We start from the raw sequence: 18,234 nt of genomic DNA on the forward strand, positions 1-18,234 counted from the left end.
TCGGACCGGATCGATGTCATTTTTACAGGTCTATTGGCTGGACCAATAATAGCACGCCAAAAATCCCGGCGGCAACGCCTGAATCCCGCTGTCTATCTTGCCTGGGACGAGTTTCCCCCGCATCTGTTTCGACTGCCGGCAGCTCCGGCATGGCACAATATGAAAAATATCTTTCAATGCTGCCATGCCCATACACGTCATCCATAACCGTCGCCTGTATCAACAAATCGCCGATCAGCTGCGCGACATGATTGACCGCGGCGAATACGGTCCCGGCGACAACCTGCCGCCCGAACGGGAGCTGGCCAAGCAGTTCGGCGTCAGCCGCACTTCCGTGAGGGAAGCCTTGATTGCGCTGGAAGTCATCGGGATTGTCAGCGTGCGGGTCGGCAATGGCGTGACGGTGCTGCCGCCCGAGGAGCAGGCCGCAGCCAAGGATGAAGCCAAGCCATCGGCGCTGCAGCAGGCCGCGCGCCGCAGCGGCTGGGAAATCGATCCGGAACTCGACCTGGAAATCAGCCACGAGCTCGACGATGAAATCCCGCCGTTCAAGCTGCTGCAGGCGCGCCGTCTGGTTGAGCCGGAAACCGCCGCCCTCGCCGCAGTCAACGCCACCGACGAGCAGCTGCGCAGCATCGCCGCAGCGTATGCGCGCAATGTCGAAGACAACCGCAACGGTTCGCATACCCATCCCGGCGACCGCCTGTTCCATATCCGCATCGCCGAAGCCAGCGGCAACCCAGCCTATCTGCTGCTGGTCAGCCATCTGCTGGGCCGCAAGTACGGCATGATGTTCCAGCGCCTGCAAACGCTGTACACCTCGAAAGACATGCCGAACCGTTCAGAGCATGAACACCAGCTGATCCTGGAAGCGCTGCAGGCGCGCGATCCGGTGGCTGCGCGCAAGGCGATGCGCGCCCACATGGATTCGGTGGTGAAGATTTTTTCCCGTTCGGTGCCGGAGCACAGCGTCAAATATCAACCGGATCCACTTCCAAAGACCACTTCGCGCGCGTCTTGATCTGCCGCAGTTCGGCCATCCAGTCGCCCAGGAAAGCCTGCAGGCCGGGACGCGACGGGCACTCGATCAGCAATTGCGCGCGGTCGACGTTGGCGACCCGGGTCATGGTCATCGGAATCGGATCATGCATGGTGATGCCCTCGTGCTCGATGCAATGGGCCGCCTGCTGCAGGAATTCAATCGCAGTTTCCAGCTCTTTCGCTTCTGCACGCAATAAAGCCTGGTAGATGTAAGGCGGCAAGCAGGCTTGTGCGCGCTCTTCCAGCAAGGACGTGGCGAAGTGGTCATAATCGTGGGCGATCACGGCGGCATACAGCGGATGCTGCGGATAGCGCGTCTGGATCAGCACTTCGCTGGGACTGCCGCCCTCTTTCTGGGCGGCGCGGCCGGCGCGGCCGGCCACCTGCATCAGCTGCGCAAACAGCCGTTCGCTGGCGCGGTAGTCGTGGGAAAACAGCGCTGTATCCGGATTCAGGATGCCTACCAGCGTCAGGTTTTTGAAGTCATGTCCCTTGGCCACCATCTGGGTGCCGATCAAGATATCCACCTCGCCATTGTGGACACTGTCGAATGCGGCTTGCGCGCTGCCCTTGCGGCGGGTCGAATCGGCATCGATGCGCAGCACCCGCGCTTCCGGAAACATGGCTTGCAGCCCTTCTTCCAGTCTTTGCGTGCCGCGGCCAAGCGGCTGCAAATCGATATTGCCGCAGGTCGGGCAGGATTTCGGGATGCGCAACTCCAGGCTGCAGTGATGGCAGCGCAGCCGATGCTCGGGTTTGTGCAGCACCATGAAAGAAGTGCAGCGGGTGCAGTTGCTGACCCAGCCGCAGGCGTCGCAAGCAATCACCGGCGCATAGCCGCGCCGGTTCAGGAACAGCAGCGACTGCTCGCCGCGTTCCAGCCTTTGCTTCAGTGCGCTGACCAGGGTCGAGGTCAGGCCTTCGCTGGGTTTGTCGCGCTCCATGTCGATCCGGCGCACCTTCGGCAACACCGCATCCTTGACCGCGCGCTCGCGCAGTTCCAGTTTCTTGTAGCGGCCGGACTGCGCGTGATGCCAGGTTTCCAGCGACGGCGTGGCGGAGCCCAGCACGATCGGGATGCTCAGCTGATGGGCGCGCCATACCGCCAGATCGCGCGCCGAATAGCGCAAGCCTTCTTGCTGTTTGTAGGAGGGATCGTGTTCCTCGTCGATGACGATGAGCTTCAAATGTGGCAAGGAAGCCAGCACCGCCAGCCGCGTACCCAGGATGATGCGCGCCTGTCCCAGGTGCGCCGCCAGCCAGTGGCGCATGCGCTCGCCTTCGGCCAGGCCGCTGTGCAGGGTGGCCACCGTGACACCGGGGAAACGGGCGCGGATATTCCCTTCCAGCTGCGGCGTCAGGTTAATTTCCGGCACCAGGATCAGGATTTGCGAGAGGTTGTCGGCGCCGTTCTCGTTGTGCGCCAGAATCTGCGCTGCCGCTTGTAAATAGACCTCGGTCTTGCCGCTGCCAGTGACGCCATATAAAAGGGTAGGCGCAAAACCGGTGGCGCCGGCGATCGCATCGGCCGCCTGCTGCTGCGCCGGATTGAGCCGCGCCACGTCGATCGGCGTGGCGTCGTGCGCGCTGCCGGCCTGCTGCAATTTCTTCAATCCACGGTCCAGGGCGACCGGCTTTTGCGCCCGCAAATTCTTCGGCAAGCCCGGCAAGGCCACCTCGCCCAGCGGCCGCTGATAGTAGTCGGCGGCAAAGCGGCACAGCGCCAGCCATTGCGTCGACAAGGGCGGCAGCTGATGGCGTACGGCTTGTACATTTTTTAATTTTTCGACAGGAACGTCGCTCTCGTCGCTGAGGCCGACGATCATGCCCACCACTTCGCGCCTGCCGAACGACAGTTGCACCAGCTGGCCGACCTGCGGCGCAGGCTCGCTGTCGTCGCTGGCCTGCCAGCGATAATCGAAGCTGCTATCGAGGGGGGTATCGAGGACGATTTGAAGAATGCTTTGTTTCACGAACTTAATGTGATTCCCGAAGAAATAGGCTAACTGTCGGTTTCATAAGTGCTTTTGAAAGTGCCCGCATTATCTGTGGATAACTTTGTGGACAACGTCAGCTACACATTCAAAAACAGCGTGTTTACATCTGATTCTGGCTTTTGCCAATACTGAAATAAAAATTAATATCTTTTTAAATCAAAGACTTAATTTATACGCTACGGAGGGAAAAAATTTCCGGCGTATTTAAAAAATGGCCTTGCGGAAACTAAATTATGTGCATAACTAAATTTCGAATGTTCCAAAATGGAGCACAAAAGGTAACATTCATGTCGGCATCCGAAACCGGCACGATGCACCATCATGTGACTTTTTTCGTAGAATCCATCCCATTTTGTTCCGGAAAAATTAGCGGCGCGTCAACTGTGGTGAAATCATCAAGATTTCAAATTCGTAAGATTCCACTTAAAGTAAAACATGAGGAAACGCCCTAAGCATCGGTTTCATAAGCGCTTTTCAAATTATCCACAATGTCTGTGGATAACTTTGTGGGTAACCTGCTCTTGACAGGCTGCAGCCTCATATTTGATGCGGGTTTCAATACATTGCCTAAACTAAAAGCAGAAAATATATCCTTAAAAATCAAATACTTACAAAACACAATCCGTCTGCAAAATAAAAATATCGATATAAATAATTACCGTGGTGCAGCAGATTTATTTTGTGCATAACTAGCGGCTATGGATGTCCGCAGCCGTGCTGAATGTGTTATGCGTGACGCTATGTGACAGTAAAATTTTCCGCAAGGAAATCTAAAAGCCGCTTTGCCAGCCCTATGCGCGCAACTTGCGGCTGATTTCGTGGACCGCATCCACCATCACCGCCACCGATTCCGGCGGCGTAAATTGCGAAATGCCGTGGCCGAGGTTGAAAACGTGGCCGTGGCCGGCTTGCGGGGTGCCATAGGCGTCCAGCAAGCGGCTGACTTCGCTGCGGATCTGTTCAGGATTGGCAAACAGCACGGCAGGATCGAGATTGCCCTGCAGCGCGACGCGGTCGCCGACGCGGGCGCGCGCTTGCGCCAGGTTGACGCTCCAGTCGAGGCCGACGGCATCGGTGCCGATGTCGGCGATCTCCTCCAGCCAGAGGCCGCCGCCCTTGGTAAAGACGATCGCAGGAATCGGCACGCCGTCTTTCTCGCGCTTGAGCTGGGACATCACCTGGCGCATGTAGTCCAGCGAAAATTCCTGGTAGGCGCCATCGGCCAGCGCCCCGCCCCACGAATCGAAAATCATCACGGCCTGCGCGCCGGCATCGATTTGCGCATTCAGGTAGGCCGCCACCGCTGCCGCGTTGGTGCTGAGCACGTGATGCATCAGGTCCGGGCGGTTGTACAACATGGTCTTGACGGTATGGAACTCGCGCGAACCCTCGCCTTCCACCATATAACAGGCCAGAGTCCAGGGGCTGCCGGCAAACCCGATCAGCGGCACCCGTCCGTCCAGTTCAGTGCGGATTTGCGTAACGGCCTTGAAAACGTAGTCCAGCTTGGCCAGATCCGGCGCCTGCAGCGCCATTACGTCTTTTTCATCGCGCAGCGGGCGTTGGAACTTGGGCCCTTCGCCATCGGCGAAATACAAACCCAGCCCCATGGCGTCCGGCACTGTCAGGATGTCGGAAAACAGGATGGCGGCATCCAGCGGAAAGCGGTCCAGCGGTTGCAGCGTGACTTCGGTGGCGTAATCGGGATTGGTCGCCAGGCCCATGAAAGACCCGGCGCGGCTGCGGGTTTTACGATATTCCGGCAGGTAGCGGCCAGCCTGACGCATCAGCCACAGAGGCGTGTATTCGGTCGGCTGGCGCAGCAGCGCGCGCAGGAAGGCATCGTTCTTCAGGGGGGCGAATTGTGACATATGAGGCAGTATGAATGCAGGTGATAACGGGCTCATTATCTCATCCTAAGCCCCTGCTGCGGCAACGCTTTGCCATATGGTCGGTATTAGGGCCGGTCAAGCTGAGCGCCGCCCTGGTGCGCCGCGACCAGGTCATCGAGGAAGGCTTGCAGCACTTCGCCGCGGCTGGACTGGCGCCGCAGCACCATATGCAGGGTGACGTCATAGCACAGCACTGCGGGATGCAGCGGCGCCAGCAATCCCTGCTCCACCAGCGGCGCGGCAAAATGCTCCGGTAGGAAACCGAGATGCCGGCCCGACAGCAGCAGCACCGCGACCGCTTCCATATTGTCGGCCAGGGCGGTCACGCGCGCCGGCGCAAACCCGCCGTCCGCACCATCGGCTTCCGGCAAAGGATAGCTGCGCCAGACCCAGTCGTATTCGGCCACCGCGGCCCGGCTCAGATTGCCGGCCTGCCCGAACAGCGGATGGCCGGCGGCGCAATACGCTACCTGATGCTCTGAATACAGCGGCACATATTCCAGGTTCGGCAAACGATGCCAGAAGTAGCCGATGCCGAGATCGAGCCGGCCGTTGATCACTTCTTCCTCAAGCTGGCCCGGCGCCAGCACCGCCAGCGACAAGGTCACCGCCTCGTCCCTGGCGCGGAACCTGGCGATGGCCTGGCTCAGGCGGGCATTGGCGCTGATGGCGGCGTGGCCGATCAGGCCCAGTTGAAGCTTGCCGGCCAGCTTGCAGCCGATCTGCCGCGCGTTCAGGCAAAAGTGGTCGATATTTTCGATCAGGCGGCGGCTGCTCAGCGCGAACTGCTCGCCGCGCGGGGTCAGGCGGAAACCGGCGCGGCCGCGCTCGCACAGGCGAAAGCCAAGCCGTGTTTCCAGCGTCGCCAGCTGGGTGCTGATGGTGGACTGGCTGACATTCAACGTCGTCTGGGCAGCTGAAATGCCGCCGGCGTCCAGCATCGACAGAAAAACACGGATCAGGCGCAGGTCGAGATCGGATAGCTGGTTGAGCATGCTTGACGGCGGAAGGGTCGGGGATCAGACCGATAATACATCTATCAATATCAATGTAAGTACATAACTACACGTATTTTTTCCGAAGTAATTTGCCGTTAGAGTAACTGCAATACGCCACTCTTAACGCTGCGCCTTCCCGGCCCCGGAGACCATCATGTCAGAAACCCCACTTTACCAACCGCTAGGCGGCAACGACATGCCGCGTTTCGGCGGCATCGCCACCATGATGCGCTTGCCGCATGTGGCCAGCAGCGCCGGACTGGACGCCTGCTTCATCGGCGTGCCGTTCGACCTCGGCACCTCGAACCGCTCCGGCGCCCGTTTCGGCCCGCGCCAGATCCGCAGCGAATCGGTGCTGCTGCGTCCCTATAACATGGCGACCCGGGCGGCGCCCTTCGATGCCTTGCGCGTGGCCGACCTGGGCGATGTCGCCATCAATCCGTATAACCTGCTGGATTCGATCCGGCTGGTCGAAAATGCCTACGACGGCATCGTCGCCTCCGGCTGCCGTCCGATTTCGCTGGGCGGCGACCACACCATCGCGCTGCCCATCCTGCGCGCGCTGCATCGCAAATACGGCAAGATCGGCCTGATCCATGTCGACGCCCATGCCGATGTCAACGACACCATGTTCGGCGAAAAGATTGCGCATGGCACGCCATTCCGCCGCGCTGTCGAAGAAGGTTTGCTGGATTGCCGGCGGGTGGTGCAGATCGGCCTGCGCGGCACCGGCTATACCGCGGAAGATTTCGACTGGTGCCGCGACCAGGGTTTCAAGGTGGTGCCGGTGGAAGAGTGCTGGAACAAGTCGCTGGCGCCGCTGATGGAAGAAGTGCGGGCCCGCGTGGCCGGCGGTCCGGTGTACCTGAGTTTCGATATCGACGGTATCGATCCGGCTTACGCCCCCGGCACCGGCACCCCGGAAATCGCCGGCCTGACCGTGCCGCAGGCGCTGGAAATCATCCGCGGCGCCTGGGGCCTGGACATCGTCGGCGCCGATCTGGTGGAGGTATCGCCGCCGTATGATCCGCTCGGCAGCACCGCTTTGCTGGGCGCGAACCTGGCGTACGAGATGCTGTGCGTGCTGCCGGGCGTGCCGCGCCGCTGAAAATTTTTCCAAGAAAAAGTAAGTGCTGGCACTCGGTTTAAGCGAGTATTTATCGATATCTCTTCTTGAAATCGCGCGGGCTGGCGCCCTTGGCCGCGCGAAACTGGCGGTTGAAATGGGCCAGGTTGCGGTAGCCGGCTTCCTGCGCTATCACCCCTATTGCCTTGTCGGTCTGGATCAGTTGCTGGCAGGCGCTGCCGATCCTCAGCTGGGCCAGGTAAGCGGTCACGGTGAGCTGGGTATGGCGTTTGAAAAAGCGATGAAACGCCCCCACCGACAGCGCGGCCCTTGCGGCCAGCAGTTCCAGCGGAATCGTCGTCTGGAAATTGTCGTGCAGATAGTCCAGCACCTTGCCCATGCGCTGGCGCTGCGCATCGACCGCGATCGAAGCCGACGCCACCGACGCCAGCGGCCGCGCCTGCTGGTCTTGCGCCAGCAGCAGCAATAGTTCCAGCAACAAGGGCAAGCGCTGGGCCGGCGCCAGTTTCTCCATGCGCAGCATCAAGGGCCTGGCGCTGCTCGCTACCTCCGCCGAAAACTGCAAGCCGCGGTCGGCGCGCTTGCCCAGCTGCAGCAGCCCGGCCAGTTCCGGCAGGCTGGTTTGCAGCTGCACCAGCCAGTCCTTCGAAAACCACACCACCACCGCCAGCATCTGCCGCTCGGGAGCAATGCGTTCACCGGCCGACCAGGTGTGCGGCAGGTTCGGACCGAGCAAGACCAGGTCGCCATCCGCAAAATCGGCCAGGTGGTCGCCGACATAGCGCTGCCCGCGCGCGTTCAAGGTCAGGGTCAGCTCGAATTCCGGATGGTAGTGCCATAGGAACGGCAGTTCGGGCAGCTCACGCCACAGCAGCCGCCAGGACTGTCCGGGGGACAGGCTGAGATGTTCGTATTGCGGTCGCATACTGACCTTTAGTTGAGCAATAACATCAGAATAGTATCAATAAGCGGCATTTGCAGCGAAATCTCCCTTGGAGGGCGGGCGCAGAATCGAACTGCCCTAGCCTGAAAAACCAATACGGAGATCCCATGAACCAGTCCCAGACGGAGCAACGCCTCAGCAATCCTTCCGTGCTGTATCCCGACCAGGCGCAACTGCGCGATATCAAGAAGACTCTGCCGCTGCGGGTGCTGACCGCTTCCGATTTCTATCACTGGCAAACCTACGGCTATGTGATTGTCAGGAATGCCGTCAGCGCCGCGCAGGTGCAGCGCACCGCCGATTTCCTGTGGGAGTTCCAGGAGCTCGATCCGCATGCGCCCGAGACCTGGAACCGGGCGCAGCTGCGCGATCATGAAATGACCGAGCTGAACGGTTCCGGCATGGTCGAGGCCTATCATCACCAGACCTTCTGGGACAATCGCCAGACGCCGCGCGTAGTCGATGCCTTCGTCGACATCTGGGACCGCGAAGACCTGTGGGTGACCATAGACCGCGCCAACCTGAATACGCCGAACCAGGGTGCGCGGCGCTTCGGCGGCTTCATCCACTGGGATGCCGATACCTCGGCCGAGCCGCTGCCGGTCAACGTCCAGGGCGTGCTGGCGCTGTCCGACACCACGCCGGAAAGCGGCGGCTTCCAATGCATCCCGGAGCTGTTCCAGCACTTCAGCGCATGGCGCAAGAGCGCGCCCAAGGACCGCAATCCCTGGCGCCCGGAGCTGGCGTCACTGCCGTGGGAAGTGAAATTCATTCCGATGAAAGCCGGCGACCTGCTGATCTTCAACAGCCTGCTGGCGCACGGCATCCGGCCGAACACGTCGGCCAGCCAGGTGCGGCTGGCGCAGTACATCGCGTTCACGCCCGCGCGCGAAGAGCAGGCCGACTTGCGGAAATGGCGGATCGACAGCTGGCGCCAGCGCACGCGGCCGGACAGCTATGCCTTTCCCGGCGATCCGCGCGAATGGGAAAAGACGCGCTATGAGCTGGCGCAGCTGAGCGAACTGGGTGAAAAAATCCTCGGCCTGCGCGACTGGCAAGCCATGCGCGGCCACGGTAGCAAATGGCGCGGCTGATAGCGATACCGTTCGTTGCAGCTCTCATAAAAAAAAACTAACAATGAAACGATTGTCCTCTGAATGGTCGGAGGCGGTCATTGTTCATTTGTTAACGTTTTGATACTTATGGAGCTTCTATGACTACCACGCTACAAAAAACATCGCTGTTTCAAGAAGCCGGGATGACATCGACCATGTTTTCCCACGGTGCCTCATCGCCCCTTTCACCTAAGATCTTCCGGCACTCGATTGACATTTACCTGAAGGATTCCAACGCCACCGGCAATATCTACTTTGCCCGCTACTTTGAATGGCAAGGCATCTGCCGCGAGCGTTGGTTCTTCGAATGCATTTCCGCCGACATGCTGGCGCCGCTGGGCGTATTCATCACCAAGGACGCACAGCAGAAATATATCCACGAGACCTTTGCCTTCCAGAAGGTGGAGTGCGAAGTCAGCACGGCCGCCATCAAGCAATGCTCGTTTTCCTTATTGTTCCAGTTTTTTGTGGAAGGAAGGCTGGTGTCCACCGGCCATCAGCAGATCGTCTTCGCCAACAAGGACAAGAAGATCAGCCGTTTGCCGGAGCATATCCTGGAAAAGATACGGCAGTATGAAAATCCTAGAAACATAGCAACGCTCTCTAACTAGGACCGGAACGCAGCCGTCCGGTTCGTCCGGGCGGCTTGCCGGGCTAGGCCTGCGCGACCGCCGCAACCGCGGGGAATTCCAGCGTGAAGCGCGTATATTCTCCGGCTGCCGATTCGCAGCGGATGCTGCCGCCGAACACCGCCATCACCTGATGGCAGAACGCCAGCCCGATGCCGGAACCGGCGCCCTTCTTGGTCGTATAGTGGGCATCGAAAATATGCGGCAGGACATTGGACGCGATGCCGGCGCCGGTGTCGGTAAAACAGAGGACATTGAATTTCCCCGCGCGCGTGGTAGAGATGCTGATCTCACCCTTGGACGCCGCCTTCAGCGCGTACAGGGAATTCTTCAGCAGGTTGAACAGGACAAACACGAACAGCCGGTCCGAACCGAAGAATGCGTAATCCTCCATGACAGCCAGGTAGATCTTGGCGCGTTCACCCCGCTCGAAGGGATAGCGCTCCAGCGCCTCGTCGACCAGCTGCACCACCGAGTAGTTGGCAAAGGCGTCGGTATCGATGCGATCCAGCTTGGCCGAGGCCAGCATCATGTCGATCACCACCGTCGTGCGGTCGACTTCCTGTGTAATCGAATTGGTGGCCTTCGATAGCTGGTTGACCGTATCCGGCCTGATCGACGGCGCCAGCAGGCCGTGTTCCACCGCCAGCCGGTAGCCCTCCAGCAAAGTCGGCAGGGACTGCTCCATGCCCTTCGCCAGCATGCGGATCGACGTCAGCGGCGTGCGCATTTCATGGCCGACCGTGCTGGCGACAGTCATCGGGTCCAGCAAGTGATGGCGGACGATGGCGACCGACATGACGCCCAGGCTGACCGCGATGAACAGGACGCCGGGCGGATAGAATTCAATGCCGTAGTTGCATAGGTAATCGACGGCGGCGAAGAAATAAATCAGTATCGCGCCTATGCACAGGCGCATCTTGATGCGTTTGCCGAGTTCAGCCACCTGCTGCTCGCGATAGGTGATGTACAGCCCGCGGTTCACCACGATGACCGTTTGCAGCACATGCAGCGGATGCAGCAGCCCGGCCTTCGGATAGTAGCCCCAGAAATACTGGTAGTAGCCGGATACCAGCAGATCCGATCCCAGCAGGAAAATCGCCAGGATGGCGGCGAACGCGTAGGAGGCATAGACGTACTTGCGCTCCGTCGTGCGTTCGCAGATCTCGGTGAGGAAATGGTAGAGGCTGGTCGGCAGGAACAGGATCAGCAGATAGCCGAACTTCACCACGAACATCGCCATATGCGGATCGCGCAAGGTAAACAGGAAAGCCCAGGTGCCTTGCCAAAACGCCGAAGTAATGCACAGCACCAGGAAGCTGATGCCGATGCGCGTGAATCCCTTGGTGCATACCACGTACAGGCCGTAGGCCAGGAAGATCGAAGCAACGACTGCGGGCAGTATCGAATACATGGACGACGATCAGGATGAATGCTTAGGCTATAAAGTGCGCCGATGCCGTGCAATGACGGCTGCCTGGCGTGGCTCGGCGCATACGCTGCGACAACTGGGTCCTTCTTTGCTCAAATCAGTAAATTTACAGCCGTTCTTGCTTTGAAGCAAGATTTTGGCGCAAACCATTATCCAGGATCGCTTTACCGGGGCCGCCAGCGGACAGCAAGGCGTATGGTAGCAATGGATAAAAAATAATAATAATGCAAAATCGGTATAGGGGTGATCCGATCGATTGCGCCCCGGGATTCGGGGCGCGGCGGGATTATCCGCCGGCAAGGAGCCCGGCGCGCCAGGCAGTTGAAGCAACCTGGAAGAATATCAGAAAAACAATAAAAAGCGGCGGCGAGGCTGTCCTGCCTATTCGCTAGGCGTCATTGCCAGACCGTTGCTGCGCTCTATCGATGCCGACCACAGGGTCAGGCCGAGCGCCAGCACCGCCAGCGCCACGCCGACATAGGGCAAGGTGGTCAGCTGGAAACCGGCGCCGATCGCCATGCCGCCAAACCAGGCGCCGCCGGCGTTGCCCAGGTTGAAGGCGCCCTGGTTCAGGGTCGACGCCAGGTTCGGCGCCGCGCTGGCGCGTTCCACCACCAGCACCTGCAACGGCGGCACAATCGCAAAGGCCAGCACGCCCCAGACAAAAATCGTGACCACTGCCGGCAAGGGCGTGCGCATGGTCAGGGTAAACACCGTCAGGACCAACGCCAGCGCTAGCAGGAAGCCGATCAGCGACGGCAGCAGGCGCCAGTCGGCCAGCTTGCCGCCGAGCGCGCTGCCCACGGTCAGGCCAAGGCCGAACACCAGCAGCACCAGGGTCACCGCATGCGGGGTCAGCCCGGTGACGTCTTCCAGGATCGGCGTGATGTAGGTGAATACTGAAAACAGGCTGGCAGAGGCCAGCGCGCTGATTGCCAGCACCATCACCACTTGCCGGTCCTTGAGCACGGCAAATTCCTGGAGCAGGCTGGTCTTTTGCATGTCGATCTTCTTCGGCAGCCACAATGCCAGCGCAATCGCAGCCAGCACGCCGATCACCGTCACCGCCCAGAAAGTCGAACGCCAGCCCAGCTGCTGGCCGAGAGCGGTGCCGAACGGCACGCCCAGCACATTGGCCAGGGTCAGGCCGGCAAACATCAGGGCGATCGCCTGCGCGCGCCGGTTCGGCGGCACCAGGCCGGCAGCCACCACCGAGCCGATGCCGAAAAACGCGCCGTGGCAAAACGCCGTCACCACCCGCGCCAGCATCAGCACCGCATAGTTCGGCGACAAGGCGCACAGCACGTTGCCGATGATGAACAGGCCGATCAGGCTCAGCAGCGCCGTGCGGCGCGGCATGTTGGCGGTGGCGATGGCGACGATGGGCGCGCCGATGGTCACGCCCAGCGCGTAGCCCGTCACCAGCATCCCTGCCGCCGGAATGGTCACCCCCAGATCGCGCGCGACGTCGGGCAGCAGGCCCATGATGACGAACTCCGTCGTACCGATGCCGAAAGCGGCAACAGCAAGGGCAAATAGGGGCAAAGACAGCATGATGATCGTCCGGAAATGGAACCGCCGAATTGCAGGAACTGCGCGGCAGTCAAAGGCGCGCACCGGGAACCATGGTGCGAAGCAACATTATAGCAATCGCGGTTTGTTTGTGTTAGCGCTACCAGATTTGTGCGATGAAATCTGGCAGCGAACGCGGAAAGTGTTGGATTTTTGCGATAAAAAGCGGGCGGCGGGCAGCGGCGCTGCCAGGAATAAAAAAATGCCTCCCCGGCTTTTGCAAACCAGAGAGGCATTGACCCATAAAGATGCTATTGCTGCGCTATACGCTGTAGCGCATATGCGATGACATCGGATCGCGGCCCTGTTGCCCCTGCAAGATCCCGGCAGGGCCGCCTGGCGTTTCCCTTATTTGGCCGGGAAAACTGTCGGGTTGGCCGTGATGTAGGCGTTCAGGTTATCGACGTTCAAGCTGCCGAAGCCGGTCGCGGCGCTCCATCCGGATGCAGCGGCTTTCATCCCTGGATAAGTCGCGCTCCAGCCGTTGTATTCGATTGCGTCGCCGTCCACCGTGGCGCTGGTCACAGGGAACACCAGATTCGCGTTCGATGGAATCGCCGCGTACAAGGCCGAGCTAGGGAAGCCCAGGTTATTGCCGTGCGCCGATTCCAGGCGCGACCAGAAGCCGGCGAACATCGGCGCCGCCATGCTGGTGCCGCCTACCACGCCGGCTGCGGTGCCGCCGTTGTTCGACGCCGTGATGTAGATGTAGGTGCCGCTGGCCGAAGCCGCATCGAATACGATGTCAGGCAGGCCGCGCGTAGTGTGGCCGGCACCGACGATGCTTGCAGTCTGCCAGCTTGGCGCGGTCTCATACTTGCTAAAGCCGCCGCCGGAAGACCAGATACGCACGGCGCTGCCAACGCCCGTGGCAGCGGTGCCTTCATTCCACACCGCCTGGCCGTTATAGGCGCCGGCCGAGGTAGTGAACAACGCCGTGCCGCCCACCGCAACCACATACGGTGAGCTGGCAGGCTCGCTGACGTCATAGGTCTTTTTCTTGGTGGTGGTGTTTGCCACGCCGGGATTACCTTGCGAATCGGTATCGCAGTTGTAAGGACCGGCGTCGCCGGAGGCGACCGAGAAGGTGATCCCTTGCGCTACGCCTTGTTCAAACACCGCGTCATCCGCCGCTTGCGCGCCGGACGCCTTGGCCGAAGCCTCGCATTCGCCCAGCGACACGTTGACCACGCTGGCGACGTTGGCGGTCACAGCAGCGTTATAGGCCGCGTTCAGCGGCGCATCTTGCATCGAGCTGGCGGTATAGAAAATCAATTGCTTGACGCCGCCCGCGGCGCCGTAGATCACCTGGCTGTCCAGCGCCCATTCGACTTCGCCGGATTCGTCGGACGTCTGGCCGCCGACGTAGACCACGGTAGGCGTCAGCTTCGGCAGGCTCGGGTTATTGTTGAGGAAGGTCTGGAAATCGTTCAGGGTATACGTCATGTCGCCTTCGGCGATCGTGCCGACCACCGCGTTGGAAGCGGCTGGCGTAGTGACGGCGTTATAGATCCCCGGATATTGCACCGGCGTATGCGATGTCTGCGTGCCGGCGGCAGCTTGCACGATGCTCTTCTGCGCACCATGCACGCCACTGTGCGTCACGTGGTGGATCGCCGCATTTTGCAAGCCCAGCACCGAGCCGATGATGGTCCCCAGTTCCGGCGGCACCTGGGCGGCCGTTTCATTGGCGTACACATCGCGGCCTTCATGCGTAAAGCGTTTCAGGGAAGTGTTGAACGCTTGCTTGATGGTGGCGGCGGTGCCGTCGGCGCTCACCAGCAAGCGATTCGAGCTGACGCTGATATTCTTGAAGCCGGCTTTGCTCAAGTGGGCGGTGACGGCGTCCACTTGCGCCTGGGTAGGCGAATACTGTTCGGCGAACTGCGCCGGCGTCAGGAACTTGTGATACACCGGACTGCCTGGCGTGTAGAGTTCTTTGACGAAGTTGTCCAGCTGTGCCTTGTTGCGCAGCTGCAGACTGACGGTGACGCTCTTCTCTTCGCCTTGCGCCATGTCGACCGCGATCTTGTCAGCGGTGACGGCAAGGCCGGTGCTGTCGTGCGTCTGCACCCGCGGCAGGAACGCCTCGGTCTTGGTCGATACCCAGGTAGAGGTATCGGCGGCGGCCTGCGCCGCCATGCCGATACATGCCAGGGAGAGCGCCACTGCCAGTGCTGAAACGCGCGGGAGCGCAAAGTCCCCTGCTTTTGCTGCTGATGCCTTCGATTTCATCTTCTTATCCCTCTTAAAGTAAGCAACATGGAAACAACGTGGAAACAGCTTGCGGCAACGCTTGGGCGCACCTCGCCATACACCCGGATTGCGATGCATGTGCGATGCGGCCTCCCTGCAGCCTGGAACCATGGACAGGCACAAGCGACAGATGTGCGGAACCATCGGCTTGTAAAAAGCAGCTTGGGTATGCCTAGCGTCTGATTTGCGCCGTTTTTTGCGACGCGGAGTTAACGAACTGCGAGCTCGTTACTGGGACGGCCGCTGCGTGATCTTTGGCGATCGCGCAAGCTGTGCCGGAATTGGGAAGAAGAGCGGATGAAAAGCATCCAGAGAATGTTCGGGTTGCGACTGCAGAAACACTGTCAGTTCCAAAGACTTCATGCCGGTCATCACTATTCCCTTTTAAGGACCATCGATACGACAGCATTACGCTTGTGGGGTAAGTGTCGCTATAAGAAAATCTGCTTTTTCACCTGTTTGCCGATGCACATTACGGCCCCAGCATAAGTCTTAAATTTCCACACCGCAATATTTACTTACCCGTTTTTACAATTTGTTTCACCTTAAAAAAGAGAAAAAATCTTGTCTCCGCGAAAGATACAAAAAGATATATTTAAATACTTGGATTTACACAGGAAATTCGGCTGGAAATCCGCATGGATACAGGCTCGCGGAGATTTTCAAGTTGCTGCATCATGGTGCATTTTCAGATCAAAAAATGCCATATGAATTGAATGGTGCGGAACAGAATTTTCCTCTGCCGAGACATGCCAGGCACAATATTCAGGCCGTATAAAACTGCTTGTCAGAGCAATTGTTTTCACGCAAAAGACAGCGCTCTGGCCAGTGAAAATCAAACTGCGGCAGCCGGGCAAGACCGCAACCGCCGCAGATGCAATGCGTCTTCGATCCTGATCAGATGCCGCCCATGCACAGGTATTTGATCACCTGGTAATCCTCTATCCCATACTTCGACCCCTCGCGCCCCAAACCGGATTGCTTGACGCCCCCGAATGGTGCGACTTCATTGGAAATCAGGCCGGTGTTGATGCCCACCATGCCGCTCTCCAGGCCTTCGGCGACGCGCCAGATGCGGCCGATGTCGCGCGAGTAGAAATAACTGGCCAGTCCGAATTCGGTATCGTTGGCCAGCGCCACCGCTTCCTCGTCGGTCTTGAAGCGGAACAGCGGCGCCATCGGGCCGAAGGTTTCCTCGCGCGCCACCATCATGTCGGCCGTCACGCCGGCCAGCACGGTCGGCTCGAAGAAGCTGTGGCCGAGCGCATGGCGCTTGCCGCCGGCCAGCAGGCGCGCGCCTTTCGCCAGCGCATCGGCGATGTGCTGCTCAACCTTGAGCACCGCCTTTTCGTCGATCAGCGGGCCCTGGGTGACGCCTTCCTGCAAGCCGTTGCCGACTTTCAGCCGCGCTACGGCAGCCACCAGCTTGGCGGCGAAAGCATCGTAGACGCCATCCTGCACATACAGGCGATTGGCGCAGACACAGGTTTGTCCGGCGTTGCGGTACTTGGACGCCATCGCGCCCTCTACCGCGGCATCCAGGTCAGCGTCGTCAAACACGATGAAGGGCGCGTTGCCCCCCAGTTCCAGCGACAGCTTCTTGACGGTGGCGGCGCACTGCTCCATCAGCAGGCGGCCGACGCCGGTCGAGCCGGTGAAAGTCAGCTTGCGCACGGTCGGATTGCCGGTCATTTCCGCGCCGATTTCACGCGCGGCGCCGGTCACCACGCTGAACACGCCGGCCGGGATGCCGGCGCGTTCGGCCAGCACCGCCAGCGCCAGCGCCGAGAACGGCGTCGACTCCGCCGGCTTGAGCACCATGGTGCAGCCGGCGGCCAGCGCCGGGCCGGCCTTGCGGGTAATCATCGCCGCCGGAAAATTCCACGGCGTGATGGCCGCGCACACGCCGATAGGCTCCTTCACCACCACGATGCGCGTGCCCGGGGTCGGCGATGGAATGGTGTCGCCGCCGGCGCGCTTGCCTTCTTCCGCAAACCATTCGATGAACGAGGCCGCGTAGGCGATTTCGCCGCGCGACTCGGCCAGCGGCTTGCCTTGCTCGGTGGTCATGATCAGCGCCAGGTCGTCCAGGTTGGCCAGCATCAGGTCGTTCCATTTGCGCAGGATGATGCTGCGTTCCTTGGCAGTCTTGCGCCGCCACAGGCGCCAGGCTTCATCGGCGGCGGCGATCGCGCGCCGGGTCTCGGCGGCGCCCATCAGCGGCACGCTGCCGATGGTTTCGCCGGTGGCCGGATTGCTCACCGCATGGGTGCCGCCGCCATCGGCATTGCACCATTCGCCATTCAAATAGGCTTGCTGGCGGAACAATGAAGGATCTTTTAAATTCATCACGAGGTAACTCCTATGAGCGGTGAAGACCGGCATATCAGGCTGCGATATGCCGGTTGGAAAATGGCCTGGACGAAAGCGCTAGAACTTGGCGAGCGCCTTGTTGCGTCCGCGTATCCACTCCAGCACCAGCAGCAGGCAAGTGGAAAACACGATCAGGATGGTGGCCAGCGCAGCGATGGTCGGACTGATGTTTTCCTTGATGCCGGTAAACATCTGGCGCGGCAGCGTGGCTTGTCCGGGACCGGCGACAAACAAGGTTACCACCACATCGTCGAACGAAGTGGCGAAGGCAAACAAGGCGCCGGAGATCAAACCCGGCGCGATCACCGGCAAGGTGATGCGGAAGAAGGTCGAGAGCGGATTGGCGCCCAGGCTGAGGCTGGCGCGCACCAGGTTCTGGTTGAAACCCTGCAGGGTCGCCAGCACCGTCGTCACGACGAACGGCGCGCCCAGCGCGGCATGCGCCAGGATCAGGCCGGCATAGCTGTCGGACAGGCCGATCTGCGCAAAGAACAGATAGACGCCGACGCCGACCACCACTACCGGCACCACCATAGGCGAGATCAGCACCGCCATCAGCAAACCCTTGCCGCGGAAATCGGCCTTGTTCAAACCGACCGCCGCCAGCGTGCCGAGGATGGTCGCCAGCACGGTCGCCAGAGGCGCGACAATGAAACTGTTCTTGGCAGCGCTGACCCATTCATCCGAATGCACCAGGTTCTGGTACCAGCGCAGGGAAAAACCGTGGATCGGATATACCAGGAAAGTACTGTCGCTGAACGACAATGGAATGATCACCAGTATCGGCAGCAGCAGGAACAGCAGCACCAGCAGGTTGAAGCCGCGCGAAAAGAAAAACCAGATGCGCTCGGTCAAGGAAACATAGGGCGGGAATTGCGGAAATAATTTCTTTTTCATTT

General features: G+C 60.2%; 15 protein-coding genes. 6 read left to right on the forward strand and 9 right to left on the reverse strand.

Features of this window, described 5'->3' with window-relative positions; all coding sequences use genetic code 11:
* Positions 1 to 184 precede the first annotated feature (184 nt).
* Positions 185 to 1,021 carry a FadR/GntR family transcriptional regulator gene (locus KHU30_RS10600; RefSeq protein WP_211442610.1) on the forward strand — a complete coding sequence of 279 codons (837 nt, stop codon included), beginning with the start codon at positions 185 to 187 and terminating at the stop codon, positions 1,019 to 1,021.
* On the opposite strand, the gene KHU30_RS10605 is transcribed toward KHU30_RS10600, so the two are convergent.
* On the reverse strand, positions 972 to 3,014 hold the full coding sequence (locus KHU30_RS10605; RefSeq protein ID WP_211442611.1) for a primosomal protein N': 2,043 nt from the start codon (positions 3,012 to 3,014) through the stop codon (positions 972 to 974). The genes KHU30_RS10600 and KHU30_RS10605 overlap by 50 nt on opposite strands.
* A 530-nt stretch (positions 3,015 to 3,544) precedes the next feature.
* Here KHU30_RS10605 and KHU30_RS10610 point away from each other — a divergent pair.
* Entirely contained in the window at positions 3,545 to 3,727 is a 183-nt protein-coding gene (locus KHU30_RS10610) for a hypothetical protein (protein ID WP_211442612.1), read from the forward strand.
* A 102-nt stretch (positions 3,728 to 3,829) separates the two neighbouring features.
* Here the strand turns inward: KHU30_RS10610 and hemE are convergent, their stop codons facing one another.
* The gene (gene hemE, locus KHU30_RS10615) at positions 3,830 to 4,909 is read right to left on the reverse strand and encodes a uroporphyrinogen decarboxylase (protein WP_211442613.1); all 1,080 of its coding nucleotides are present in this window, start codon (positions 4,907 to 4,909) and stop codon (positions 3,830 to 3,832) included.
* 86 nt (positions 4,910 to 4,995) lie between these two features.
* Positions 4,996 to 5,925, reverse strand: a complete 930-nt coding sequence (locus tag KHU30_RS10620) for a LysR family transcriptional regulator (protein WP_211442614.1) — start codon at positions 5,923 to 5,925, stop codon at positions 4,996 to 4,998.
* Positions 5,926 to 6,082: 157 nt separating this feature from the next.
* On the opposite strand from KHU30_RS10620, the gene speB reads away from it, so the two are divergent.
* Positions 6,083 to 7,036: an agmatinase gene (speB, locus tag KHU30_RS10625; RefSeq protein WP_211442615.1), complete on the forward strand. Its 954-nt coding sequence runs from the start codon at positions 6,083 to 6,085 to the stop codon at positions 7,034 to 7,036.
* 49 nt (positions 7,037 to 7,085) lie between these two features.
* Here speB and KHU30_RS10630 read toward each other — a convergent pair whose 3' ends face one another.
* Positions 7,086 to 7,940: an AraC family transcriptional regulator gene (locus tag KHU30_RS10630; protein WP_211442616.1), complete on the reverse strand. Its 855-nt coding sequence runs from the start codon at positions 7,938 to 7,940 to the stop codon at positions 7,086 to 7,088.
* A 125-nt stretch (positions 7,941 to 8,065) separates the two neighbouring features.
* Here KHU30_RS10630 and KHU30_RS10635 point away from each other — a divergent pair, with 125 nt between their 5' ends.
* Both KHU30_RS10635 and KHU30_RS10640 read left to right on the forward strand, forming a co-directional pair.
* The gene (locus tag KHU30_RS10635) at positions 8,066 to 9,052 is read left to right on the forward strand and encodes a phytanoyl-CoA dioxygenase family protein (protein WP_211442617.1); all 987 of its coding nucleotides are present in this window, start codon (positions 8,066 to 8,068) and stop codon (positions 9,050 to 9,052) included.
* Between the two features lie 164 nt (positions 9,053 to 9,216).
* A complete protein-coding gene (locus tag KHU30_RS10640) occupies positions 9,217 to 9,684 on the forward strand; it encodes an acyl-CoA thioesterase (RefSeq protein WP_211442800.1) in 468 nt (155 codons plus the stop codon).
* A 43-nt stretch (positions 9,685 to 9,727) separates the two neighbouring features.
* On the opposite strand, the gene KHU30_RS10645 is transcribed toward KHU30_RS10640, so the two are convergent.
* Positions 9,728 to 11,116, reverse strand: a complete 1,389-nt coding sequence (locus KHU30_RS10645) for a sensor histidine kinase (RefSeq protein WP_211442618.1) — start codon at positions 11,114 to 11,116, stop codon at positions 9,728 to 9,730.
* A 399-nt stretch (positions 11,117 to 11,515) separates the two neighbouring features.
* Positions 11,516 to 12,685 carry an MFS transporter gene (locus tag KHU30_RS10650; RefSeq protein ID WP_211442801.1) on the reverse strand — a complete coding sequence of 390 codons (1,170 nt, stop codon included), beginning with the start codon at positions 12,683 to 12,685 and terminating at the stop codon, positions 11,516 to 11,518.
* Position 12,686: 1 nt separating this feature from the next.
* Here KHU30_RS10650 and KHU30_RS10655 point away from each other — a divergent pair, with 1 nt between their 5' ends.
* Positions 12,687 to 12,995 (forward strand): hypothetical protein, encoded by a 309-nt coding sequence (locus tag KHU30_RS10655; RefSeq protein ID WP_211442619.1) that lies wholly within the window; start codon positions 12,687 to 12,689, stop codon positions 12,993 to 12,995.
* Positions 12,996 to 13,054: 59 nt separating this feature from the next.
* On the opposite strand, the gene KHU30_RS10660 is transcribed toward KHU30_RS10655, so the two are convergent.
* The 3 genes from KHU30_RS10660 to KHU30_RS10670 all read right to left on the reverse strand — a co-directional run bounded on the left by KHU30_RS10660 (position 13,055) and on the right by KHU30_RS10670 (position 18,232).
* Entirely contained in the window at positions 13,055 to 14,941 is a 1,887-nt protein-coding gene (locus tag KHU30_RS10660) for a S53 family peptidase (RefSeq protein WP_211442620.1), read from the reverse strand.
* Between the two features lie 918 nt (positions 14,942 to 15,859).
* Positions 15,860 to 17,314 (reverse strand): NADP-dependent succinate-semialdehyde dehydrogenase, encoded by a 1,455-nt coding sequence (gene gabD / locus KHU30_RS10665; RefSeq protein WP_329956669.1) that lies wholly within the window; start codon positions 17,312 to 17,314, stop codon positions 15,860 to 15,862.
* A 78-nt stretch (positions 17,315 to 17,392) separates the two neighbouring features.
* Positions 17,393 to 18,232 (reverse strand): ABC transporter permease, encoded by an 840-nt coding sequence (locus KHU30_RS10670; protein ID WP_211442621.1) that lies wholly within the window; start codon positions 18,230 to 18,232, stop codon positions 17,393 to 17,395.
* Positions 18,233 to 18,234 lie beyond the last annotated feature (2 nt).

This window comes from Collimonas humicola, from assembly GCF_018304945.1.
GTDB classification, from domain to species: domain Bacteria; phylum Pseudomonadota; class Gammaproteobacteria; order Burkholderiales; family Burkholderiaceae_D; genus Collimonas; species Collimonas humicola.

Excerpts from the sequence above, each read along its gene's own strand:
- KHU30_RS10660 (WP_211442620.1), bottom strand. The coding sequence starts at position 14,941 with ATGAAATCGAAGGCATCAGCAGCAAAAGCAGGGGACTTTGCGCTCCCG.
- KHU30_RS10620 (WP_211442614.1), bottom strand. The coding sequence starts at position 5,925 with ATGCTCAACCAGCTATCCGATCTCGACCTGCGCCTGATCCGTGTTTTT.
- KHU30_RS10670 (WP_211442621.1), bottom strand. The coding sequence starts at position 18,232 with ATGAAAAAGAAATTATTTCCGCAATTCCCGCCCTATGTTTCCTTGACC.
- hemE (WP_211442613.1), bottom strand. The coding sequence starts at position 4,909 with ATGTCACAATTCGCCCCCCTGAAGAACGATGCCTTCCTGCGCGCGCTG.
- KHU30_RS10640 (WP_211442800.1), top strand. The coding sequence starts at position 9,217 with ATGACATCGACCATGTTTTCCCACGGTGCCTCATCGCCCCTTTCACCT.
- KHU30_RS10635 (WP_211442617.1), top strand. The coding sequence starts at position 8,066 with ATGAACCAGTCCCAGACGGAGCAACGCCTCAGCAATCCTTCCGTGCTG.
- speB (WP_211442615.1), top strand. The coding sequence starts at position 6,083 with ATGTCAGAAACCCCACTTTACCAACCGCTAGGCGGCAACGACATGCCG.
- KHU30_RS10645 (WP_211442618.1), bottom strand. The coding sequence starts at position 11,116 with ATGTATTCGATACTGCCCGCAGTCGTTGCTTCGATCTTCCTGGCCTAC.
- KHU30_RS10630 (WP_211442616.1), bottom strand. The coding sequence starts at position 7,940 with ATGCGACCGCAATACGAACATCTCAGCCTGTCCCCCGGACAGTCCTGG.
- KHU30_RS10655 (WP_211442619.1), top strand. The coding sequence starts at position 12,687 with ATGATGATCGTCCGGAAATGGAACCGCCGAATTGCAGGAACTGCGCGG.
- KHU30_RS10600 (WP_211442610.1), top strand. The coding sequence starts at position 185 with ATGCCCATACACGTCATCCATAACCGTCGCCTGTATCAACAAATCGCC.